The sequence below is a fragment of the Saprospiraceae bacterium genome (assembly GCA_016716185.1).
Lineage (GTDB): Bacteria > Bacteroidota > Bacteroidia > Chitinophagales > Saprospiraceae > Vicinibacter.
This window is the reverse complement of the sequence record JADJWV010000002.1, coordinates 293,040-313,770: the sequence shown is the minus strand read 5'-3', so window position 1 is coordinate 313,770 and position 20,731 is coordinate 293,040. Positions and strand designations below refer to the sequence as shown.

The 20,731-nt window shown below is 40.7% G+C and carries 16 protein-coding genes; 5 read left to right on the top strand and 11 right to left on the bottom strand.

Features of this window, described 5'->3' with window-relative positions; translation table 11 throughout:
- Positions 1-83 precede the first annotated feature (83 nt).
- Together cphA and IPM34_03105 are read left to right on the top strand one after the other, a co-directional pair.
- Complete coding sequence (gene cphA / locus IPM34_03110) at positions 84-2,735, top strand: cyanophycin synthetase (GenBank protein MBK8954531.1); 2,652 nt, start codon at positions 84-86, stop codon at positions 2,733-2,735.
- Positions 2,736-2,975: 240 nt separating this feature from the next.
- Entirely contained in the window at positions 2,976-4,367 is a 1,392-nt protein-coding gene (locus IPM34_03105) for a vanadium-dependent haloperoxidase (protein ID MBK8954530.1), read from the top strand.
- A gap of 117 nt (positions 4,368-4,484) precedes the next feature.
- Here IPM34_03105 and IPM34_03100 read toward each other — a convergent pair whose 3' ends face one another.
- Positions 4,485-5,192 carry a hypothetical protein gene (locus IPM34_03100; protein ID MBK8954529.1) on the bottom strand — a complete coding sequence of 236 codons (708 nt, stop codon included), beginning with the start codon at positions 5,190-5,192 and terminating at the stop codon, positions 4,485-4,487.
- Between the two features lie 190 nt (positions 5,193-5,382).
- Here IPM34_03100 and IPM34_03095 point away from each other — a divergent pair, with 190 nt between their 5' ends.
- Together IPM34_03095 and IPM34_03090 are read left to right on the top strand one after the other, a co-directional pair.
- The gene (locus tag IPM34_03095) at positions 5,383-5,787 is read left to right on the top strand and encodes an Hsp20/alpha crystallin family protein (GenBank protein MBK8954528.1); all 405 of its coding nucleotides are present in this window, start codon (positions 5,383-5,385) and stop codon (positions 5,785-5,787) included.
- Between the two features lie 26 nt (positions 5,788-5,813).
- Entirely contained in the window at positions 5,814-6,242 is a 429-nt protein-coding gene (locus tag IPM34_03090; protein ID MBK8954527.1) for an Hsp20/alpha crystallin family protein, read from the top strand.
- Positions 6,243-6,485: 243 nt separating this feature from the next.
- Here IPM34_03090 and IPM34_03085 read toward each other — a convergent pair whose 3' ends face one another.
- From IPM34_03085 to pheS, 3 genes are all read right to left on the bottom strand, one after another.
- Positions 6,486-7,793 carry a transglycosylase SLT domain-containing protein gene (locus tag IPM34_03085; GenBank protein MBK8954526.1) on the bottom strand — a complete coding sequence of 436 codons (1,308 nt, stop codon included), beginning with the start codon at positions 7,791-7,793 and terminating at the stop codon, positions 6,486-6,488.
- Between the two features lie 248 nt (positions 7,794-8,041).
- Positions 8,042-9,382, bottom strand: a complete 1,341-nt coding sequence (locus IPM34_03080; GenBank protein MBK8954525.1) for a histidine--tRNA ligase — start codon at positions 9,380-9,382, stop codon at positions 8,042-8,044.
- Positions 9,383-9,404: 22 nt separating this feature from the next.
- Positions 9,405-10,427: a phenylalanine--tRNA ligase subunit alpha gene (gene pheS, locus IPM34_03075; GenBank protein ID MBK8954524.1), complete on the bottom strand. Its 1,023-nt coding sequence runs from the start codon at positions 10,425-10,427 to the stop codon at positions 9,405-9,407.
- A 52-nt stretch (positions 10,428-10,479) separates the two neighbouring features.
- On the opposite strand from pheS, the gene IPM34_03070 reads away from it, so the two are divergent.
- On the top strand, positions 10,480-11,802 hold the full coding sequence (locus tag IPM34_03070; GenBank protein MBK8954523.1) for an O-antigen ligase family protein: 1,323 nt from the start codon (positions 10,480-10,482) through the stop codon (positions 11,800-11,802).
- A 140-nt stretch (positions 11,803-11,942) separates the two neighbouring features.
- Here IPM34_03070 and IPM34_03065 read toward each other — a convergent pair whose 3' ends face one another.
- The 7 genes from IPM34_03065 to rnr all read right to left on the bottom strand — a co-directional run bounded on the left by IPM34_03065 (position 11,943) and on the right by rnr (position 20,663).
- Positions 11,943-12,620: a rhomboid family intramembrane serine protease gene (locus IPM34_03065; protein ID MBK8954522.1), complete on the bottom strand. Its 678-nt coding sequence runs from the start codon at positions 12,618-12,620 to the stop codon at positions 11,943-11,945.
- A 7-nt stretch (positions 12,621-12,627) separates the two neighbouring features.
- The gene (locus tag IPM34_03060) at positions 12,628-13,605 is read right to left on the bottom strand and encodes a KpsF/GutQ family sugar-phosphate isomerase (GenBank protein ID MBK8954521.1); all 978 of its coding nucleotides are present in this window, start codon (positions 13,603-13,605) and stop codon (positions 12,628-12,630) included.
- A 26-nt stretch (positions 13,606-13,631) separates the two neighbouring features.
- The gene (locus tag IPM34_03055; protein ID MBK8954520.1) at positions 13,632-14,324 is read right to left on the bottom strand and encodes a DUF4290 domain-containing protein; all 693 of its coding nucleotides are present in this window, start codon (positions 14,322-14,324) and stop codon (positions 13,632-13,634) included.
- 4 nt (positions 14,325-14,328) lie between these two features.
- Positions 14,329-16,170 (bottom strand): glutamine--fructose-6-phosphate transaminase (isomerizing), encoded by a 1,842-nt coding sequence (gene glmS, locus IPM34_03050; GenBank protein ID MBK8954519.1) that lies wholly within the window; start codon positions 16,168-16,170, stop codon positions 14,329-14,331.
- Between the two features lie 29 nt (positions 16,171-16,199).
- Positions 16,200-17,570, bottom strand: a complete 1,371-nt coding sequence (locus IPM34_03045; GenBank protein ID MBK8954518.1) for a DUF4270 family protein — start codon at positions 17,568-17,570, stop codon at positions 16,200-16,202.
- Between the two features lie 28 nt (positions 17,571-17,598).
- On the bottom strand, positions 17,599-18,402 hold the full coding sequence (locus IPM34_03040) for a glycogen/starch synthase (GenBank protein MBK8954517.1): 804 nt from the start codon (positions 18,400-18,402) through the stop codon (positions 17,599-17,601).
- Positions 18,403-18,509: 107 nt separating this feature from the next.
- Positions 18,510-20,663, bottom strand: coding sequence for a ribonuclease R (gene rnr, locus IPM34_03035; protein ID MBK8954516.1), 2,154 nt, complete (start codon positions 20,661-20,663; stop codon positions 18,510-18,512).
- Between the last annotated feature and the right edge of the window lie 68 nt (positions 20,664-20,731).

Genomic DNA, 20,731 nt, shown 5'->3' with positions numbered 1-20,731 from the left:
AACGCTTTCTGAATGGGCACAAATGTATAAGTAATACAAAGAATAACACAAAATTATTACCTTAAAGCCATAATTTTAGACAAATGCGTATTAGGGAAATCAATGTAATGCGGGGTCCGAATTACTGGTCTGTAAGACGGCATAAGCTCATTGTAATGGTGCTTGACCTGGAAGAATTGGAACAGCGCCCCACCAACACCATTGAAGGTTTTCTGGACCGGTTGAAAGCCCTTTTACCTGGGATGTATGAACACCGGTGTTCGGTTGGCGAACCCGGAGGATTTTTTCTCCGAATTACGGAAGGGACCTGGATGGGACACGTCGTCGAACACATTGCGCTTGAAATTCAAAGTTTGGCCGGAATGGAGGTTGGATTTGGAAGAACCAGGACTTATGGTGAGGATGGTGTTTATCACGTGGTCTTTGATTACCTCGAAGAAAAAGTGGGCGTTTATGCAGCGAAAGCTGCCGTTCGCATTGCTCAGGCGATCATCGATAACCAGGAATACGACCTTGCTGCGGATATCCAGGAAATGAGGGAGTTAAGGGAATCGGAAAGGCTTGGACCCAGTACGGCGAGCATCATAGACGAAGCCGTAGCAAGGGGAATTCCATGGATCCGACTCAATAAATACAGCCTTTGTCAATTGGGTTATGGGTATAATCAGAAAAGAATACAGGCTACGGTAACCAGCAACACCTCTTCTATTGGAGTCGATATTGCCGGTGACAAAGAGGACACCAAATACTTGCTCAGTCAGGCAGAAATTCCCGTTCCAAAAGGTGAAATTGTTCGCACGGAAGCAGGACTCAAAGAAGCTGTCGAATATTTGAAGTATCCGTTGGCCATTAAACCTATTGATGGAAATCATGGCCGGGGAGTTACTACCAATGTCGTCAATTGGGATCAGGCTTTAGAAGCTTTTCATTCTGCAAAGCGAATTTCCAACTCGGTAATCATAGAGCAATATATTATTGGCGATGACTACAGGTTATTGGTGATCAATCACAAATTGGTAGCTGCGGCAAAAAGGCTGGCTGCAAGGGTGATTGGCGACGGAAAATCAAGTATTCAACAGTTGATTGATCAAACAAATGCAGACCCCAGAAGAGGATTTGGCCATGAAAAAGTACTGACTTATATCAACATCGACGATATTACCCGTAAACTCATCGAACTAAAAAATTACAGCCTGGATACGATACTCGATAAAGGTGAGATTCTGGTCGTAAAAGATACCGCGAATTTGTCAACCGGAGGGACAAGCATCGATGTCACAGATATTGTTCATCCGGGTACTATATTTATGGCAGAGCGGATTTCAAGAATAGTAGGCCTTGATATTTGTGGCATTGATTTCCTGACCCGCGATATCAGCAAGCCCGTTTCAGAGACCGGTGGTGCCGTAATTGAAGTGAATGCCGGACCCGGATTCAGAATGCACCTGGCTCCCGCTGAAGGGCTGCCCAGAAATGTTGCTGCACCTGTTATCGACATGCTTTATCCTCCCGGAAAAAACAGCAGGATCCCAATTGTTGCCATCACCGGAACCAATGGTAAAACAACGACAACCAGACTGATTGCCCATATGGTAAAAATGATGGGTTATACCGTTGGTTATACCACCACTGATGGAATATACATTCAGAATCATTTGATGATGAAAGGAGATTGCAGCGGTCCCGGCAGCGCTGAATTCGTATTGAAGGATCCTACCGTAAATTTTGCAGTTTTTGAAACAGCCAGAGGAGGAATCCTAAGAGCCGGACTCGGTTTTAAAAATTGCAACGTTGCCATTGTCACCAATGTAGCACCAGATCATTTGGGTTTGAAAGGAATTCATACCTTGGAACAACTTGCAAAAGTCAAGTCTGTGGTAGTCGAATCCATACTTCCCGATGGCTATGCTATTCTAAATGCAGACGACGATCTTGTTTATGCCATGCGGGAATTACACAAAGGAAAAATAGCATTATTTTCCATGGATGAAAACAATCCCAGAGTTAAAAAACACATGAAAAACAATGGGATCTGTGCACTTTATGAAAATGGATTTATAACCATCTGTAAAGGAGAATGGAAACTCCGTGTGGTTAAAGCTGTAAACGTACCACTGACCTATGGCGGACGGGCAAGTTTCATGATCCAAAATATATTGCCTGCCGTGTTGACCGGATATTTACATGGATTTGAATTGGATGATATTAAGACGGCTCTCGAAACTTTCATTCCTTCTCCGGCTCAAACTCCCGGCAGGCTCAACATGTTCGAGTTTAAAAACTTTACAGTAATGCTCGATTATGCACACAATCCGGCAGGCTTGCAAGCTTTGAAAAACTTCGTGGATAAAATTGACGCCCATACTAAAATTGGAATCATTGCAGGTATAGGGGACCGAAGACAGGAAGACAACGAAGGAATCGGAAAGGTTGCCGCTGAAATGTTTGATGAGATCATCATCAGGCAGGACAAAAATCTGAGAGGAAAGTCAGATAAAGAGATTATCGATATGCTCACAGCAGGTATCCAAAAAGCAGGAAAAGAGACGAAGCTAACGGTGATTAAGAAAGAGAGCGATGCAATTGCTCATGCTATTGAAAGTGCAACCGAAGGTTCGCTGATCGTAATTTGCAGCGATGTGGTACCCGATGCTCTGGAGCAGGTTCAGAAATACAAAGAAATTGAAGCGGGAAATCTCTACAAATTCAAAAAAGAAGACATTCCAAATACCTAGAAAAAAATATATTAAAAATCGTCCGGCATGGTTGTAAAAATCATATGTAGTATTTTTTCTATGTATAAAATATTTATTTAAAAATATTTACATACATTTTATCTTTTGAATATTTGTCAATGTTCGATTGGAAAATTGCAATTTCCGGACGATTTATAAATTTAAGTGTAATTTCGCTCTGATTTTAAACGATATCCAAACAAACTTAAACTTACATAACTTAACTAAAGGTTGATTTATATGAAAAGTCTCATGAACAAGCTGCTGATCAGCTTTTCATTTGTTTTGCTGACATTTGCTTCCTGTAATAAATCTGAGGTCGTCGAAGAAGGCAATCAATTGCTAAAATCTCAGGATAGCGAAGTTTACCACGAGTGGAACAATGTTTTTATGGAGGTAGAGCGATATGCTTCCTTTTTCAGACCTGGTCCTGCTCCGAGGGCATTAGCTTACCTGGGCCTCAGTGCATACGAAGCCTGTTTAGGAGGAATGCCCGAATACCAGTCGTTACGATACAGATTAGGGATTAACGATTTGCCGGAAGTTCAAAAGAATTTGTATTGGCCAGCGGTAATCAATGCATCCTATGGATATCTGATGAACAAATTTTTTGAAAATGTCAAATTTAAAGACAAGAGTGGAAATGATTTAGATCACCGCCAGTTTATGAATTTGATAAAGAACAAGGAAGTAGAACTCCGGTCCATTTATAGAAAATATGCAGTTGAAACCATCCTCATTAATTCTGAGGCTTATGGCAAAGAAGTTGCTGCTGCAATTTGGAGATTTGCGATTACCGATCCAATAGGACACAACGCCCATTTAAACCCGTATCCGGATCCCGTCAACGCTCAAGGATGTGAATGGGTTCCTACAGACCCCCTCACTGTTACAGACAGAGCACTTTATCCACAATGGGGAAAAGTAAGAAGATTTGCCATAAACCAAAGCGATATGGATGCTCTGGTAGCGCCATTCCCATGCAGTGCAGATACAGGCTCCATTTATTACCTGCATGCGAAGGAGTGTTATATCCTCTCCAATCTCGCTAGAAATGAGCCCAATGGTGATTTGGAACATATGGCAGAATTCTGGAGCGATGACCGCGTTGGTTGGACTTTCAGTCCGCCGACGAGATTGGTTGCAATTGCTGACCAGATCGTAGAAAATGAAACTATGGATCTAGAAAAAACTTGTGTACTCTATGCGCAGTTGGGTATAGCACTCAATGAAGCTGCTGTGATTTCCTGGTACAACAAATACAAATATAACGTGGAGAGACCCATCAGTTATATTCATAGAGTTATCGACCCCAACTGGACTGTTCCCTGGTTAGGCTTTACGCCACCATTTCCCGGATATCCTTCAGGTCATTCAACCTTTGGTTTTGCCGGTGTTGCGGTACTCGAAGCCTTCGTAGGTGGAAGTTATCCTTTTACAGATAATTGTCATGCCAACAGAACCGATTTTCTAGGAAGGGCAAGATCTTTTAATACACTCCGCGATCTCGCAAATGAAAATGCATACAGCCGCTTGCCTCTTGGCGTGCATTTTAGAATGGATTACGACAGTGGAAATTTCTGTGGTACCCTGGCAGCCAGAAAAGTCCTTGAACTTCCCTGGAAGAAGTAAAAAGCATCTTAAGCTCATAAGAAAAAATGGAGTCCGTTTGGGCTCCATTTTTTTTTTATACCTATACAAACTAGTGGTCGAAAGCTCTAAAAGCGGCCCCCCAGAGGACCCTACACCTTATTCGTCTTCGTAAATGATGATCCTTTTAAATCTTACGTAAAAGCTCAATTCAATGGTTGTGTTCACTGTTGATTGTTCGTAACCGGGAATGACCTGCCCGGTCCAGGGATCAATTCTTCTGATGGCAGCTGGGACATAGACTTGTTTGGAAAGATCGGGAGCTATGTTGAGTTCAAGTCCATAATGAACCAGTTTTTTAGCTGCATACTCGGTACCCAGTCTTAAGCTTACCCCGTAATTCCATTTTTTGGTCCATTCCTGCAATTCGGGATAAACTTCAAACTTGGTACTCAGGGTATATTCTCCGCGGAGGCCAACTGCATAAAATGGTTTCCATCGTTTCATTTTTAAAAATCTTTTCATGCCCAATTCAAAAGAAAGATTGTGGAACTCCATTGCAAAACTTGCACCGGGATATCGGTTGCCATTAATATCGTAAATGGCATTGAATCGGATGGCAGCCCCTTTGACATGATAACCAAGGTGTCCATATAAAATATTTTTACCGTCGGAGCTTTCAGAATCCAAAAATGCAGCGACATGCCATCTCCATAAAGGGTCCAATTGGTTTCCTCCGCCCCACTTTTGAAAGCCCATAGAAGGTCCCGCTTTTAAGCCAAATCCGGTAGCTTGTGCGAATGCATCGTTTTGAAAACTGATCAAAAGCACCAATGCCAAGATGGGAAGTTTAGGAAGAATCTTCATGCGAAATAATTTCTTGAATACAAATTTAAGCCAAGTTGGAATTAGGTAAATTTATTTAATGTCAAATTGTCATCTTATTTTGTAATATATTGTCATTATGGCATATATTATTTAAAGAATTGTGACAAATTATTATTTTTTCTCAGCTGGTACAACAATTGATCCCAGCAGTTTATAAAATATATTAAAAATGATGTACACAAATTTTTATGCCTGCTCCCCCAAAAGCTGTAAAACCACAGCAAAATCTGGAATAAATTCACCGGTTAACCGTGAATATTTTCATGTGCCCCTGATGAATCAGCGCGTTTTGGAAAATGAATTGGTAATTGAAATATCACTTCCAGGAGTTTTAAAAGAAAATGTCAAGTTACATATCGAAGAAAATATGGTGACTGTAACTGCAGAACGAAAAATGTCCAGGGAAGGGATGACCTTTAAACATCGCGAATTCGCGGACCGGAAATTTAAATCGGAATTCAAAATTGGAGATGCTTTAGACATGCAAACCATTGATGCAAAATTCGACCAAGGTGTGCTTTACATTAAAATTGCAAAAAAGCCCATTTCAAAAATTTCAATTGAAGTAAAATAATTATTTAACCATAAAATTTTAATCATATGAGAAACAATTTCAATGCTCTTGCTCCTTTCGTTCAAATCGTAGACGATTTGTTTTCAAGAAATCTTGGTGAACTAAACGGTGGATCCATGTTTCGCAACCAAACTCCGGCTATGAACATCCTCGAACTCGAAAAAGAATTCAGGCTCGAGCTTGCAGCGCCGGGTTTAGAAAAAGGCGATTTTAAAATACAGATGGAGAACAATTTATTAACGATCTCCGCTGAAAAGAGAGAAGAAAAGAATGAGGAAAAGGACAATTATCGCAGAAGGGAATTCAGTTACCAAAGTTTTAAAAGATCTCTGGAATTACCCAAGGATGTTCAATTCGATGCCATCGTAGCCAAATACGAAAACGGAATTCTGAATATTTCAATTCCTAAATCTGTGGTAGAGCAGAAATCCAACAAAACAATTGAAATAGCTTAAATCGTCTTTTTAAACAATTACGGGGATTAGTTGAAAAGAGGGGATCATACTGAGGGTATGGTCCTCTTTTTTTTGATTGTATAAGGTCAAAACTGAATTCAGTTCATCCGGCTATCCGTTGTTCATTTGAAATTCATTACTTCATAAATGGTTATTGGCTTCGTACAAAAAATGGAAGCGGCACTATACCTATGGAGAGCTTATATGCTTCTTAATTTTCTTCGAGCCCAGACGACAAATTGTTTAAGGATTGCTTACTATAAGCGGTTGACGTACGACCTGAATTTTAAGAACGGTGCCGGTAAGTAATGCATTTGGTTGCTTTATTTCATTCCAACTGATGAGGTCTTCTAAATCGACCTGATGGTATTCTGCAATAGCGTAGAGAGACTCTCTTGCTGCAACGATATGATAAACATATGCAGGTTGTTCTTCGATGGCCGGAATTGGAATTTCGTCGATAGATTTTAGCTCGAAATTATAATCGACGCTATGCTCATTAACCTGTACAATACCAATATTATCGGGATAGTTAATTTGAGGTCTGCAAAAAGAAATGATTTGAGCGTCGGATAATGAAGATGCCTCCAAAAGCGGTTGAACATCGCTCATGGATTTATTGCTATGATTGCTATACGTATAAAAATCAATAAACTCTACCATCAGACTATCCGGTAAGCTGACATAATAACCTTTTACATTCGCGGGGATGAGAGCCCTTTTATATCCCGGATTGTATAATTTAAATACTTCTGATGTAATCGCTGTTTTCTTATAAAGGTCCTTTAAACGGACTTCCTTAAAAATTTTTGCGAAGGTGAGCCTTTTCGATTCAACATGCTCTTCATCAATGATCATTTCATGCTCCTCAGAAAACTCTATAAAATAGGTAGCTCCAATAAAAGCCGGAATAAACAATTGAGTTTGACGCGGTAAGCTGCTGCGCAAACTCCAAAAGTCCTTTTTATTTGAATTCTGCATCAACCTCTTGACCTTATATTCTCCGCAATTGTAAGCAGCAAGTACCAATGACCAATCATTGAACATCCCATACAAAGTCTTAAAATATTTGGCAGCTGCGTGGGTAGATAAAACCGGATCCAACCTTTGGTCAATTTTATCATCCACCCTGAGATTTAAAATTCTGGCTGTTGAAGGCATCAATTGCCAAAGCCCGGCGGCACCTGCATATGATTTTGCATTGATCACCAATGAAGATTCTACGATCGTAAGATACTTCAACTCATTAGGCAGTCCGTATTCAGCAAGAATTTTATCAATAAGTGGAAAATACGTTTCTGTTCGATGCAACAATTCGAGAGCCCTGCTGCGGTTTCTTCCAACAAATCTTTTTACCTGGTCAATGACATCATCGTCGGTCCTGGGATCAACCAGACATTGCATCGTTTCAAGCCTGGTAATGATCAGGTCTTCTAAAACAGCAGGATTGTTATTTAAGTTACCGATGGAAAATAAAGAAACCACTCCAGAATTGGATGACGCATGTTGGAAATATGCGACGACAATGAGAATACTGAAAATGGATTTCATGTTGTTCATGGATCGAAAAGGATTATACCAATTCTCTTTCCTCAGCTTTAGAAAACTTCCCTAAATATATGCCAAAAAAGTTATATCTAAAATCTGAAGGATCACAAAGATACGGATATAAGCTTAAAATAAAAAGTTAACAGCCTAAATACAATGTTAATACATATAAAGATATTTTTTAATATGTATTTAAGTCTGTCCGCTAATAGCGTAGAACTTTCTGGTTTTCTTATATCCAGGAGGGATTTTTACAGCATTTTAACAAAAAACTCAATGAGTTCTGAAAATTTAAGGACGGATTGCTCGCCATTGGACTGATTTTTCAGGTTTACCGATTGCATTTTCACTTCCTCTTCTCCAATAATTATAACATAAGGGACTGCTAGTTTTTCGGCATGTTGAAATTGTTTCTTGAGCTTCTGGGCCTCGGGAAAAACTTCTACGGGTATACCAGCAGTTCTCAATATCCCCGCTTGCTCAAATGCACATTGCAAGGATTCCTGATCCAATGCACAAAATAAGGCCATAGGCTCTTTACCCAACCTGGATGGAAATAAATTCAATTCAGACAAAACGTCGTAAATGCGGTCAGCCCCAAATGAAATTCCGACACCGGATACTCCTTTCAATCCAAAAACTGCTGTGAGATCGTCATACCTCCCTCCACCACCCAAACTTCCCATTTGAAAGTTATTGGGCTTTACTTCAAAAATACAACCTGTATAATAGCTTAAACCCCGGGCTAAAGCAGGATCAAATACTAATGCGTTATGCCCCTTGTAATTTTTATTAAATTCCAAGACTTCTTTAATTTCCGAAACTCCCTTGTCTGCAACTTCATTGCAACAAAGATCATCGAGATTTTTATTATTGAGCACAGACAGGATCCATTCGCATTTTGCCTGGCTTGCTCCCATTCCTTTTAGTGCATTAAACAAAGCTTCGGGTCCGGTTTTGTCCAATTTATCAATCTCAATTGTCATTTCCATAAACTTCTCCGGAATACCGGCTTCCATTGCAATACCCTCCAGAATGCTCCTATGATTCAAATGGATGTTGACCGGTATCCCTAACTCTGCAAAGACCTTATCGTAAATCTGAATCAGTTCGGCTTCGTAGAGCAAGGATCGGGATCCAACTACATCGGCATCGCACTGATAAAATTCACGGTATCTCCCACGTTGTGGCCTGTCTGCCCTCCAGACCGGCTGGATCTGATATCGCTTAAAAGGAAAATGAATTTCATTTTGATTCATGGCAACCACTCTTGCAAAAGGTACAGTCAAATCGTACCGCAAACCTTTTTCGCAGATTGTGTTCGCGAGTTTATTGACATCCTTTGAGCTTAGAGATTCTTCGTCGACTGATTTGAGAAAATCACCACTGTTCAAAATTTTAAATAAAAGTTTATCGCCCTCGTCGCCATATTTACCCATGAGTGTTTCCAGATTTTCCATGGCCGGTGTTTCAAGAGGCTGGTAACCATACAGCACAAAATGCTTTTCTATGGTCTCAAAAATAAATTTCCTCCTCCTGGATTGTAGTGGCAGAAAATCTCTTGTTCCTTTGGCCAGCGTAGCTTTTTTCATGACAGATCTGCTTCCAAATTATTTAAAACTGGTTTAAAAATCTGGTATCGTTTTCAAAGAAATACCGGATGTCGGGGATTTTATGTTGCAACATCGCCTGCCGTTCAATGCCCATACCAAAAGCAAAGCCAGAATATATCTGCGGATCAATTCCGCAATTTTCAAGTACTGCAGGATCTACCATTCCACACCCGAGAATTTCCAACCATCCGGTGCCTTTAGTGATCCGGTAATCGGTTTCGTCTTTCAGCCCCCAGTAAATATCCATTTCCGCAGAAGGCTCAGTGAAAGGAAAATACGAGGGTCTGAGTCTCATTTGCACATCCGGACCGTACATTTCGCGGGCATAAAAAAGCAGGGTTTGTTTCAGGTCGGCCATTGAAATTCTTTTATCGATGTACAAACCTTCGACCTGATGAAATTGACAATGAGACCGGGCAGAAATAGTTTCATTGCGATATACCCGTCCAGGAGCAAGGATGCGTATGGGAGGTTTATTCTGACTCATGAACCTGGATTGAACCGAGGAGGTGTGTGTACGCAAAAGCAATCCACCGAAATCTTTCAGGTAATATGTATCCTGCATATCGCGAGCCGGATGGTCTTCAGGGGTATTTAAGGCAGAGAAATTATGCCAATCATCCTCAATCTCCCTATCCTCGACCACCTCAAAACCAATTTTCGAAAATATTTCTACAATTCTGTCCATGGCTTGTGAAATCGGATGTCTCCTGCCTTTATTCAATTGAACCGGCGGAAGACTCAGATCCGGAATTTCCAAATTTTGAACTGTAGAGCCGGACAGGCTTTGCTGAGATTGCTCAAATTTTTCCTCTGCCAGGGTCTTGGCTCGATTCAGAAGTTGCCCGAACTCTCGTTTTCTGTCATTCTCTATCTGCCCCAATGATGAAAAAAGGGGTTTGATCTTGTTCTTAGTTCCCAAATAAAGCAGTCTGAACGCTTCCATCGAAGCCGTATCCTGAATTTCGAAAGAATTTATTTCTTCGATCAAACGTTCTACTTCTGCAAACCTGTCTGACGACATTTTTATTATTTTTCGCGGCAAAGTTAAACCTCAAACTCTGGTATTTTAAGTAATGAAGCTACTAATGTCTGATTGGAGAATAAATACGGCTGACTGGAAGCTCTGTCATTGGATCTTTTTCGTAGGCTTGAGTCTGTTTGCCTGGGGTATCAGCTGGTCGGTATTTCTTGTTTCAAATAGCGTTATTATACTCAGCTTGTTGATCCCTTTCATACACACCGGATCAAAATTTGTACCCAGCCTAAACTCAACCTGGAAGGTAGATCTGGGAAAGGTTTTTAAGGAACCATTGCTGTTATCTATGATCTTGTTTTTCTCTGCACATGTGATGAGTATTTATTGGTCGGACCAATTAAAAGACTGGATTTGGTTCAGCAGGATGATGCTCCCCTTCCTGCTGTTACCATTTGTATTTCTTTTACATCCCTATTTGAATAATTGGATTATCAGATGGGTGCTTTTCATTTTTATCCTGAGCTGCTTTGGCAGTTCGATTTTCATCCTTGCAGATTATTTTCGGCATTCTGAAACCTACAATTTACAACTGCTGAAAGGAAAACCATTTGTCACCCATATTTCGCACATTCGTTACAGCATGATGATTGCCATTTCATCGTTGATTTGTCTTCATGCATTTTTTATTGGAAACTCAAAAAGTAAAATCAATAACGCCGCCATATTTATTCTCTTTCTTTATTTTTTCGCTTTTAACCATTTGCTTAGCGCAAAAACGGGATTGATCGCCATGTACATGGCCCTATTTGCATATATTCTTTTCGGGATTCCAAAATGGAACTGGAAATCGAAGTTTATAACCCTTGCACTCCTGATTGTTGTGATGTTGATGTGCTTTCAAATATTTCCAAGCCTTCAACAAAAATTCTATTACAGTTGGTGGCAAATTGGCGAATTCAGCCGTGGAAAATGGTTGAATTATTCCGATATCGAACGATGGGTTTCTATTGTTATGGGGATTGAAATGATCAAGCAGGAAACATTTTTTGGATTTGGGATGGGAGATTTGAATACTGCAACTGCCAATGTCTATCAGGAATGTCTGAACCATCCTGATTTTAAATTACCACATAACCAATTCATATTTACCTGGGCATTTACGGGTATATTTGGCTTATTGAGCCTTTTATCAATTATCTGGCACAGTGCTTTTCAAAAAGCCTGGTTTCAACATCCGCTTGTTTTTTCAGTACAATTGATCCTGTTGACTTCTTTTCTGGTAGAATATACCTTGGGAACACAAATCGGATGCAGTCTCTATGTGTTTGGAACCTTGATTTCGTGGGCATGGATAAGAAGCTTAAAGCGAGAAGCTGAAAGCGGGAAGCTGAAAGCGGGAAGCGAGAAGCTGAAAGCATAAAGCTGAAAGCGAGGAGTGATGGTCGAAAGGTCGAAAGATCGAAAGGTCGTCCCGATAAAATGAAATTGCATATTATAATAGAAATAATCATGGACATTATATCGGGAGGTCGAAAATTCATTCATTAAAACGGACTAACATCAATCATCTACATATTTGTATCGGCCAGAGTAATTTTTTCTTGCAATAAAACCGCAGATGATCCCAAAAATAAATCCTCCGATATGAGCCCACCAGGCAACACCGCCTTGTTCTTCAGTTCCAAGTCCGAGTGTTCCGAATCCGGCAATCATTTGCTGCAAGATCCAGAATCCTAGAAAAAGCAAAGCTGGTACAGAAGCCGAAGTAAAAAGAAAAAGTATAAATACGCGGATGCGCGACGCTGGAAACATAATGAGGTAAGCACCCATGACTGCTGATATGGCTCCACTGGCTCCTACGACGGGAATTTCACTGATCGGATTAAACAAAGCATGGATCAAAGTAGCGGCTATTCCTCCCAAAATATAGAACAATATAAAATTGAAGGTTCCGATAATGGCTTCCACATTGTCGGCAAACACCCAAAGGAAAAGCATATTCCCGATGAGGTGCATCCATCCTCCGTGAAGGAACATGGAAGTAAATACAGTGAACAAATCTATCCCTGAAAGCAACTCTAATGGAATGTTTCCGAATTCGATGACAAAAGTTTCTGCTTCGTAATGTTGCAAACTAATTTCATACAGGAATACCAGGACATTCATCAGAATAAGGCTGTAGGAAAACAAGGGTTTACTCCCGCCTTTTACATTGTCATCGCCTATGGGGAAAAACATGTCTTTATTAAATTATTCCTTCCTTGATCAAGTCGTGGATATGAACAACACCGGCATAGCAATCATTGTTGATCACCAACAGTTGCGATATATTGTTTTCGCGCATTATCCGAAATGCATCAACTGCCAAAGCATCTGCCTCAATTGTTTTTGGCTGCATGCTCATGATGTCCTTTGCGCATATATTGCTGATATCCGTACTTTTCTGGAGCATTCTTCGGAGGTCTCCATCCGTGATAATCCCAATTATTTTTCCAGCACTATCTAAAACAGCAGTAACACCCAATCTTTTTGTGGTCATTTCAAGGATGACGTCTTTGAGTTTTGTATCGGGTTCAACAAGGGGTTTCCCATGCAAAGGGATCATATGGCTCACCCGTAAATAAAGTTGTTTGCCTAAAGATCCTCCTGGGTGAAGTACTGCAAAGTCTTCCGGTGTAAAGCCCCTTAGGGCCAATAATGCAACAGCTACAGCATCCCCTAATGCAACCTGTGCAGTAGTGCTTGCGGTGGGAGCCAGATTATTGGGTTCGGCTTCATGCGGAACGGGCGTATGTAAAATAAAATCTGCATGCTTTCCTAAAGTCGAATTTTTATGGGCAACCATCCCAATGAATTGAGATCCCAAAGATTTCAATAATGGAATCAGAACTTTAATTTCCTGTGTCTCCCCACTTTTAGATATGCACCAAACGACATCTTCTTTTTTGACCATACCCAGGTCGCCATGAATGGCATCAGCTGCATGCATAAATAATGCAGGCGTGCCGGTAGAATTTAAAGTTGCTACAATTTTTTGTCCGATGATGGCACTTTTCCCGATACCCGTGATTACTACTCTGCCTTTCATGTTAAAAAGTGCTTCAATAACTTTTATAAATTCATCATCCAGGCTTAGCAGTAACTGATCCAGTACAGCACGTTCAATTTCTACACAAGAACGCGCAGCTTCGCGTATCAGCTGTTGTTGTTGATCAGTGAGCATATCTGATGAACACGGGAATTTTATAATCAACCGCGTCTTCTGTTGTTGTTGTTATTTCTGTGTTTATTTCCCCCACTTCCTTTTTTGTTTTTGTAATTCTGCTTGTGGGAACCTCTGAAAGTCCGTTTCTGACTTCTGGACTGTGAATCTACGAGGGTATTAAACTGTACATCGTCATCGAGTTTTAATTGTCCGCCGGACATCACAATCAGGTCGTTTTTAATAAGATCATCGCTCACATAATGTTCTTTATTCCAGTTTTTAAAAGCCATTTTCATGTAAGACCCAATGATGTGTGAGAATGCATCGCGCTTGGGCCCTGGTTCCAGTTCTATGGCTTTTTTGATGAGTTGGTTGACATAATTTCCGTAATGTCTGTATTTGTCAGTACCCCCCGGGTATTCGATTTTAGAAGGATTCAGTTTGTCATCATCGGATGTTGGTTTAATTCCGCTGGTCGGTATGACATCGATATCATAACCGGCAATCCTAAAAAAATGGTGCCACAGTTTTGTGCGGTGCTCATCCATATTTTTATTGTAAGGGGTTATGATATGCATGAGGTCTATCACGGCTTCAGCGAAATGCTGCCTGTATACAGGATTTTCGATAGACTTACAATGAAGGATCATGTCTTGAATATTTCTGCCGTATTCTGGCATGATCAGTTCTACTTGTGAAGTGTTGTAACTGAATTGAACGTCTTCGAATCGATTCATAAATTTATTCTACGGTAACAGATTTTGCTAAATTTCTTGGTTGATCCACATCGCATTCCCTCAATACAGCAATGTGATAAGACAACAATTGAAGAGGTATCACACTAAGCAGAGGTGTCAAGGGATCTATCGTTGATGGAATTTCAATACAATGGTCGGCAATTTTTTTGATTTCTTTATCTCCTTCCGTAACGATTGCAATGACAATGCCTTTCCTTGCTTTGACTTCCTGGATGTTGGAAATAATTTTTTCATAGGAACTTACATTGGTTGCGATGACAATGACGGGCATATTTTCATCGATCAATGCAATTGGTCCGTGCTTCATTTCGGCTGCAGGATAACCCTCTGCGTGGATGTATGAAATCTCTTTGAGCTTCAGGGCTCCCTCCAGTGCAACGGGAAAATTGTATCCCCTGCCTAAATAAAGTGCATTGTTGTTTTGTTGGATTTCCTTTGCCAAATACTTAATCTGTTCATTAAGCAGCAGTACTTTTCCAACTTTATCCGGAATGCTTGCCAGTTCTGCTATAAGTTGATGATAGTATGAATTGGAGAGGGAACCATTGCGATGTCCCAATACCAGAGACATCAAGGTCAAAAGCGTGACCTGACCGGTGAATGCTTTTGTGGAAGCAACTCCGATTTCGGGGCCACAATGGATGTAGGAACCTGCATGGGTCATCCGAGCTATTGACGACCCCACTACATTGACAATCCCATAGACCAAGGCCCCTTTTTCTTTCGCCAATTCTGCTGCTGCGAGTGTATCTGCCGTTTCTCCAGACTGAGAAAGAACAAGTACTACATCGTTTTCTGTAAGTATAGGATTCCGGTATCTGAATTCCGATGCATATTCCACTTCGACCGGAATTCTGGCCAGGTCTTCGATCAGATATTCACCAATGAGGGCACTATGCCAGGATGTACCACAAGCTGCGATGATGATGCGATTCGCTTTTAAGATGCGATTGATGTGCTCTTCCATACCACCCAGCTTTGCCCAGCCCTCCGTGGCATTGAGTCTTCCGCGCATACAATCGGAAATGGTTTGGGGTTGCTGGTTGATTTCTTTCAACATGAAATGTTCATACCCCCCTTTTTCCAATTGATCCATACTCATATCGAGCTCCTGGATTAGTGGCTCCTGTACTTCTTCATTTGAAATGGTTGAAATCTCCAGACCCTTCTCTCTGGTCAGGACAGCAATTTCCTCATCGTTGAGGTAAACTACTTTATTGGTATATTGAATAATGGGAGTAGCGTCTGAAGCAAAAAAATTCTCCCCTTCGCCTAAACCTATAACCAGAGGGCTCGATTTGCGGGCTCCAACCAATTTACCCGGATCATCTTTATCCATGACAACAATGGCATAAGCACCAACTACCTTTTTGAGCGCTTTACGTACAGCCTCTTCAATGGGCAGCTCATCTCTTTTTTTAATTTCCTCAATCAGGTGAATGAGGACTTCGGTATCGGTTTCACTGGTAAACTTGTGCCCCAGCCGCGACAGGGCTTCTTTCAGGGTCGCATAATTTTCGATGATTCCATTGTGGATGATCGCCAGACTTCCATTGCCCGATAAATGCGGGTGCGCATTAATATCATCTGGTTTTCCATGTGTGGCCCAACGCGTATGCCCCATGCCAACTGTTCCGAAAAGATTTTTAGTTTCGGTATATTCACATAATTCCTGGACTTTCCCTTTCTTTTTAAAGATATCCAGATTGCCATTGAGCAAAGCTATGCCTGCTGAATCATATCCTCTGTACTCCAGTCGTTTGAGTCCTTCCAGTAAAACCGGATAGGCATTTTTTTGACCAAGATATGCTATGATTCCACACATATTATGTGTAAATGTAATGTATTTTTAATTTACTCTGAATAGGTTAGTTCCAATCTTGCCCCTGATGGGCGAAGGTTTCGACCATTCCACACCAATCTCGCCGGAGATTCAAGTTTTGCAAAAGGAGAAATCACCAAATCCAAATCCGCATTTTTTCGGAGTGCTTTTTGAAAATGGCGGGTTAAATTCATTTTGTACCGATAAACGATCTGATTGCCAGTTGAATCCACTATAGGATAACCACCAAATACACGTCTGTATGTAGTTTGAGAGGCTGTTCCCAAAATGACATCATCTATGGCTACCCTGGAACCTGAACTGATATCAAAAATCTGAAGTAAACCAGGCAATTTATATAAATCGAGATTGTCACCAGGTAAAACTGCCACTTCAAAGTTTAAAACTGCATAATTGATGAATTTGCCATTCCACTTATTTTGGTAAGGCATTCTCAGGCGCAAATCTCTTCCACCCGCACCTTGTATAAATAACAGACTATCGCCACTGATGGTTCCGTTATAAAACTGATTCACTACAGTTGACCCGGGATCTCTTTGATAATAAGGTGTTTTGACAGCCAGATTGCTCATGAAAAGTTCTACTCTGCTTTGCCTCTGGGTTGTGTCTTTATAATAGATAGTAAGTTTGCTATCACCATGTTCTGGCAATATAGACAGATATCCATTGCCGTTTTCACAAATAACGGCCAGGCCTAAAAACAATTTGGTAAAACTATCACTTACAAAATAAACGGTATCCGGATAGGTCCGCAAAATACCCATAAACTTTGCTGTATCTATCGAAATTCTCAATTGAGGGAACAAGACTTTATCAAGGGTATCCTCCCGGATGGTTATGCTGTCATTTTTATTGACTTCATAATTTCTGACTTCTCCTAATTTTGTATTTTGATCAACTGGCAAGGTATAAGTGCTGTAGTATGTTTTTAGTGGATCATATGCTTCTGAAAGCCTGTAAACTGAAATGTTCATAGGGTCCACATAGGATCCGTAAAACAGGCTGGTATCAAATCGCAATGAAAGCACAATCGAATCAATCGCATTATGTAAAAAATCCAGATTATTTGTAGGGATAAATCGAAGTTGCGTTCCTAAACCAGCTGATGATTGGCCGAAAACAGGATCATTCATGGAACCCAAAGGAAAAGCAGCATTTAGAAATCCCGCTGCACCAAGGGTGGTAAGTTCCGCAAAGCTGACAATAGAATCCGGTTCAGCAGGTCCGATAGAAAAATCATAAATTTCATCGCCTTTCGCTTCCAGCCATCCTGTATCCAGAATATCTGATCCGAAGGAATCAAATTCGTTGCAGGAACCATACAACAGGATCATACTGCCCAGTGCGAATAGCCAGTATTTTCCCTTCGATAAAATGCTCATCTGATTGAAGAATTCTAAGTGTAACGCCTTATTGAACGAGATTCTTATAAAAATCGACGTAAGAAGGTAAATATTCCTCAACTTCCGTTTTGATAAATGGTTTTTCAGATGCCTGGATTGCGGAAATCACATTGGCATTGAGATTTTGGCTTCCCTGAATCAGTCCGTCGGCATACTGGATCGCACCTTTATCGAGTGTGATTCCCGTTCCATTTTTATATGCTGTTAGTTGTTCGGGTTTTAAATTATTGATCGCCGCCTTTTTTAAGAAATCTTCCGTGAAACTGCTTTCTATTTCCTGGTCATAAACCGAAAATACCACTTTCGAATGCTTAAAAACAGGGTCATTTTTATAACTGCTCTTCAGATAAAATGGGATCAGACTGGTCATCCATCCATGGCAGTGAACAATATCGGGTGGCCATCCAAATTTTTTGACGGTTTCAAGGGCCCCTTTACAGAAAAAGATCATTCGATCCTGGTTGTCGTCATATAATTTACCGGATTCGTCTTCAAAAACAGTTTTGCGTTTGAAAAATTCATCGTTATCCAGGAAATAAACCTGAATTCTGGACCCTGGTAAAGAGGCGACTTTGATAATCAACGCAAAATCATCGTCATTGATGATGATGTTCATACCGGAAAGCCTGACTACCTCATGCAGGCGGTGTCTTCTTTCGTTAATCGTTCCAAATCTTGGCATCAGGATCCGGATTTCCATTCCACTGTCCTGTGCATACGCTGGCAATTTTTGAATTAAAGAACCGATTCCGGAGAGATCGAGATAGGGCTCCATCTCCTGGGTTATGAAAAGAATCCTGGTTTTACTCATACTTATAATACCATTAGCTTTCAAAAATGGAGTGCAAAGGTAAGAAAATTAAAAGGAAAAAGGGGATTCCAGCCAATTTAGATGACAAATAATTGAAAACCAAAACTTTAGACGGAAGTGCTAAGCACCAATTCCTTCTGATCCAGATCTGCATCTTCAAGTTTTACCCGGATAGAATCACCGAAGGTCCATTTTTTGATACTTTGTTCTGAATAAGCATGAAGCCGGCTGCTGTGGAGCCCGATTCCTTCTCCAAGTTGATCATAAGGCAGAAATCCCTCGCATTTGGTCTCACCCAATTCGATGAATAATCCTCTTTCGCTCATTCCAACAACCCTGCCGGTAAATTCTTCTCCGACTTTAGATTTCATAAAAAGCACCTGGAAATATCGGTCTGACTCGCGTTCAGCTTCCATGGCTTTCCTTTCCTGATTGGAAATATGCAGACAAATTCTTTCGAGATTTTTGGGATCAACCCTAAAAACACCATCCAGATTTGCGTACAGGATCCTATGCACCAGCAAATCCGCATATCTTCTGATGGGAGAAGTAAAATGCGCATAATCCGGAAAGGCAAGACCATAATGTCCGATATTGTCGGTACTGTAAGCTGCTTTTGCCATCGCCCTGATGGCCAAAGGCTGAAGCACTTTAAACTTGGGATCTTTCGAGGCCAGCTCACTGAGTTTGTTGAGTGAAATGGATATGCGTTTTGGTGTACTAAAATCGAGCAATATGCCAAGTTCTTTTGCAAAAGTTTGGAACATTTCAAGTTTCTCGGGATCCGGGTTATCGTGGATTCTGTATACAAAAGGAATCGGTAGTTGATTTTTTTGCTTTTTTGAAATGTATGCGGCCACGTATTTGTTGGCCAGCAGCATGAATTCTTCGACAAGCATGTTTGCCTCTTTGCGTTCCTTCACAAGCAGTTTTTCCGGAAATCCAAGTTTATCCAGGCTGAATTTTATTTCTTCAGAATCAAAATCAATGGCTCCCTGCTGCATTCTTTTTTTTCTTAAATCCTTTGCAACGGTATTTAATTTAAGCAGGGTTTGAGACCAATTGTCTTTTTTTCCTTCTATGATTTCCTGAGCTTCTTCATAAGTGAATCGCCTTTTGGAGTGAATGATTGTTTTGCCGATCCAGTGTCTGATGATTTTAAAATCTTCGTCCATTGAAAAAACAATTGAAAAGCAATATTTGTCTTCGTTTGGCCTTAGCGAACATAATTCGTTTGATAGTTTTTCCGGCAGCATTGGCAAAACGCGATCTACAAGATATACTGAATTTCCTCTGTAGCGCGCTTCGAGGTCCAGCGCACTCCCCTCCTCAACATAATGGCTGACATCAGCGATATGCACACCTATTTCCCAAATTCCATCTTCGTTTTTTTGCAGCGACAGCGCATCGTCAAAGTCTTTGGCATCAAAAGGATCAATAGTAAATGTGTCCCAAGCTCTGATGTCTCTTCTTCCCGGTAACAATTCAATTTTAGTAGATATTTTTTGAACCTGATCCAGAATTTTCAAATTCCAATCGAGTGGAAATCCTTTGTCGGCGAGTATGCTCTGCATTTCGACGTCGATGGATGATTCGCGGCCCAGATTTTGAATCACTACGCCTTTCAGTAAATCCTTTGGACGCTCTTTGTAATGGGTAATCTGAATAACCACCCTGTCGTATTCTTCCACGACGAGATGCTCGGGTATTTGAATCAGAACTTCGTAAATCCTTCTGCCACTTTGGGCAAAAGCAACCTTATGATGGTTGAAAAACCGCGCAATTCCCACGACCTGTGTTCGTGCCCGTCGCAAAATTTTAACCACACGACCTTCGGGCCTTCTCCCTTTTGCTTGTAAAAGTTCAACACTTACCAAATCTCCATCGTCGGCACCCAGCAGGTTTTTTTGTGAAACATAAATATCGCCTGTGCCTTTGTCGCAAATAACGTAACCGAAACCAGCCTTTGCCAAATCCACATATCCCTCGCTCAGGCTTGAGCTTGAAGAACCGGCAACCGAAGTTTTCAGCGCATACTTTTGACTGGAAGATTTGGACAATACTTTTTTCTCACACAACAGCTCCAATTGACGGATTAGCAGTTCTGCATCTTTTGCTTTGAGTTTTTTCAGGATTTGAAATGCTGTGTATTTTTTGGTACGATGTTTATAAAAAAAAGCAAGAATGCTTTCACGCAACTTATTTGCAGGCGAACCCGTAGATTTTTTAGAACTTATTTTCTTCTTTTTTTTGAAATTCATGGAGAGGTGTTAAGAAATCCATTCCGGTAAGTAAGTCTGAATAATTAATAAATCTTTCTTTCCCGAAA

Coding starts and splice junctions, on each gene's coding strand:
- IPM34_03085 (MBK8954526.1), bottom strand. CDS start 7,793: ATGAAATCCATTTTCAGTATTCTCATTGTCGTCGCATATTTCCAACAT.
- IPM34_03105 (MBK8954530.1), top strand. CDS start 2,976: ATGAAAAGTCTCATGAACAAGCTGCTGATCAGCTTTTCATTTGTTTTG.
- IPM34_03065 (MBK8954522.1), bottom strand. CDS start 12,620: ATGTTTTTCCCCATAGGCGATGACAATGTAAAAGGCGGGAGTAAACCC.
- rnr (MBK8954516.1), bottom strand. CDS start 20,663: ATGAATTTCAAAAAAAAGAAGAAAATAAGTTCTAAAAAATCTACGGGT.
- IPM34_03095 (MBK8954528.1), top strand. CDS start 5,383: ATGATGTACACAAATTTTTATGCCTGCTCCCCCAAAAGCTGTAAAACC.
- IPM34_03100 (MBK8954529.1), bottom strand. CDS start 5,192: ATGAAGATTCTTCCTAAACTTCCCATCTTGGCATTGGTGCTTTTGATC.
- IPM34_03040 (MBK8954517.1), bottom strand. CDS start 18,402: ATGAGTAAAACCAGGATTCTTTTCATAACCCAGGAGATGGAGCCCTAT.
- IPM34_03060 (MBK8954521.1), bottom strand. CDS start 13,605: ATGCTCACTGATCAACAACAACAGCTGATACGCGAAGCTGCGCGTTCT.
- IPM34_03055 (MBK8954520.1), bottom strand. CDS start 14,324: ATGAATCGATTCGAAGACGTTCAATTCAGTTACAACACTTCACAAGTA.
- IPM34_03045 (MBK8954518.1), bottom strand. CDS start 17,570: ATGAGCATTTTATCGAAGGGAAAATACTGGCTATTCGCACTGGGCAGT.
- IPM34_03090 (MBK8954527.1), top strand. CDS start 5,814: ATGAGAAACAATTTCAATGCTCTTGCTCCTTTCGTTCAAATCGTAGAC.
- IPM34_03080 (MBK8954525.1), bottom strand. CDS start 9,382: ATGAAAAAAGCTACGCTGGCCAAAGGAACAAGAGATTTTCTGCCACTA.
- glmS (MBK8954519.1), bottom strand. CDS start 16,170: ATGTGTGGAATCATAGCATATCTTGGTCAAAAAAATGCCTATCCGGTT.
- pheS (MBK8954524.1), bottom strand. CDS start 10,427: ATGTCGTCAGACAGGTTTGCAGAAGTAGAACGTTTGATCGAAGAAATA.
- IPM34_03070 (MBK8954523.1), top strand. CDS start 10,480: ATGAAGCTACTAATGTCTGATTGGAGAATAAATACGGCTGACTGGAAG.
- cphA (MBK8954531.1), top strand. CDS start 84: ATGCGTATTAGGGAAATCAATGTAATGCGGGGTCCGAATTACTGGTCT.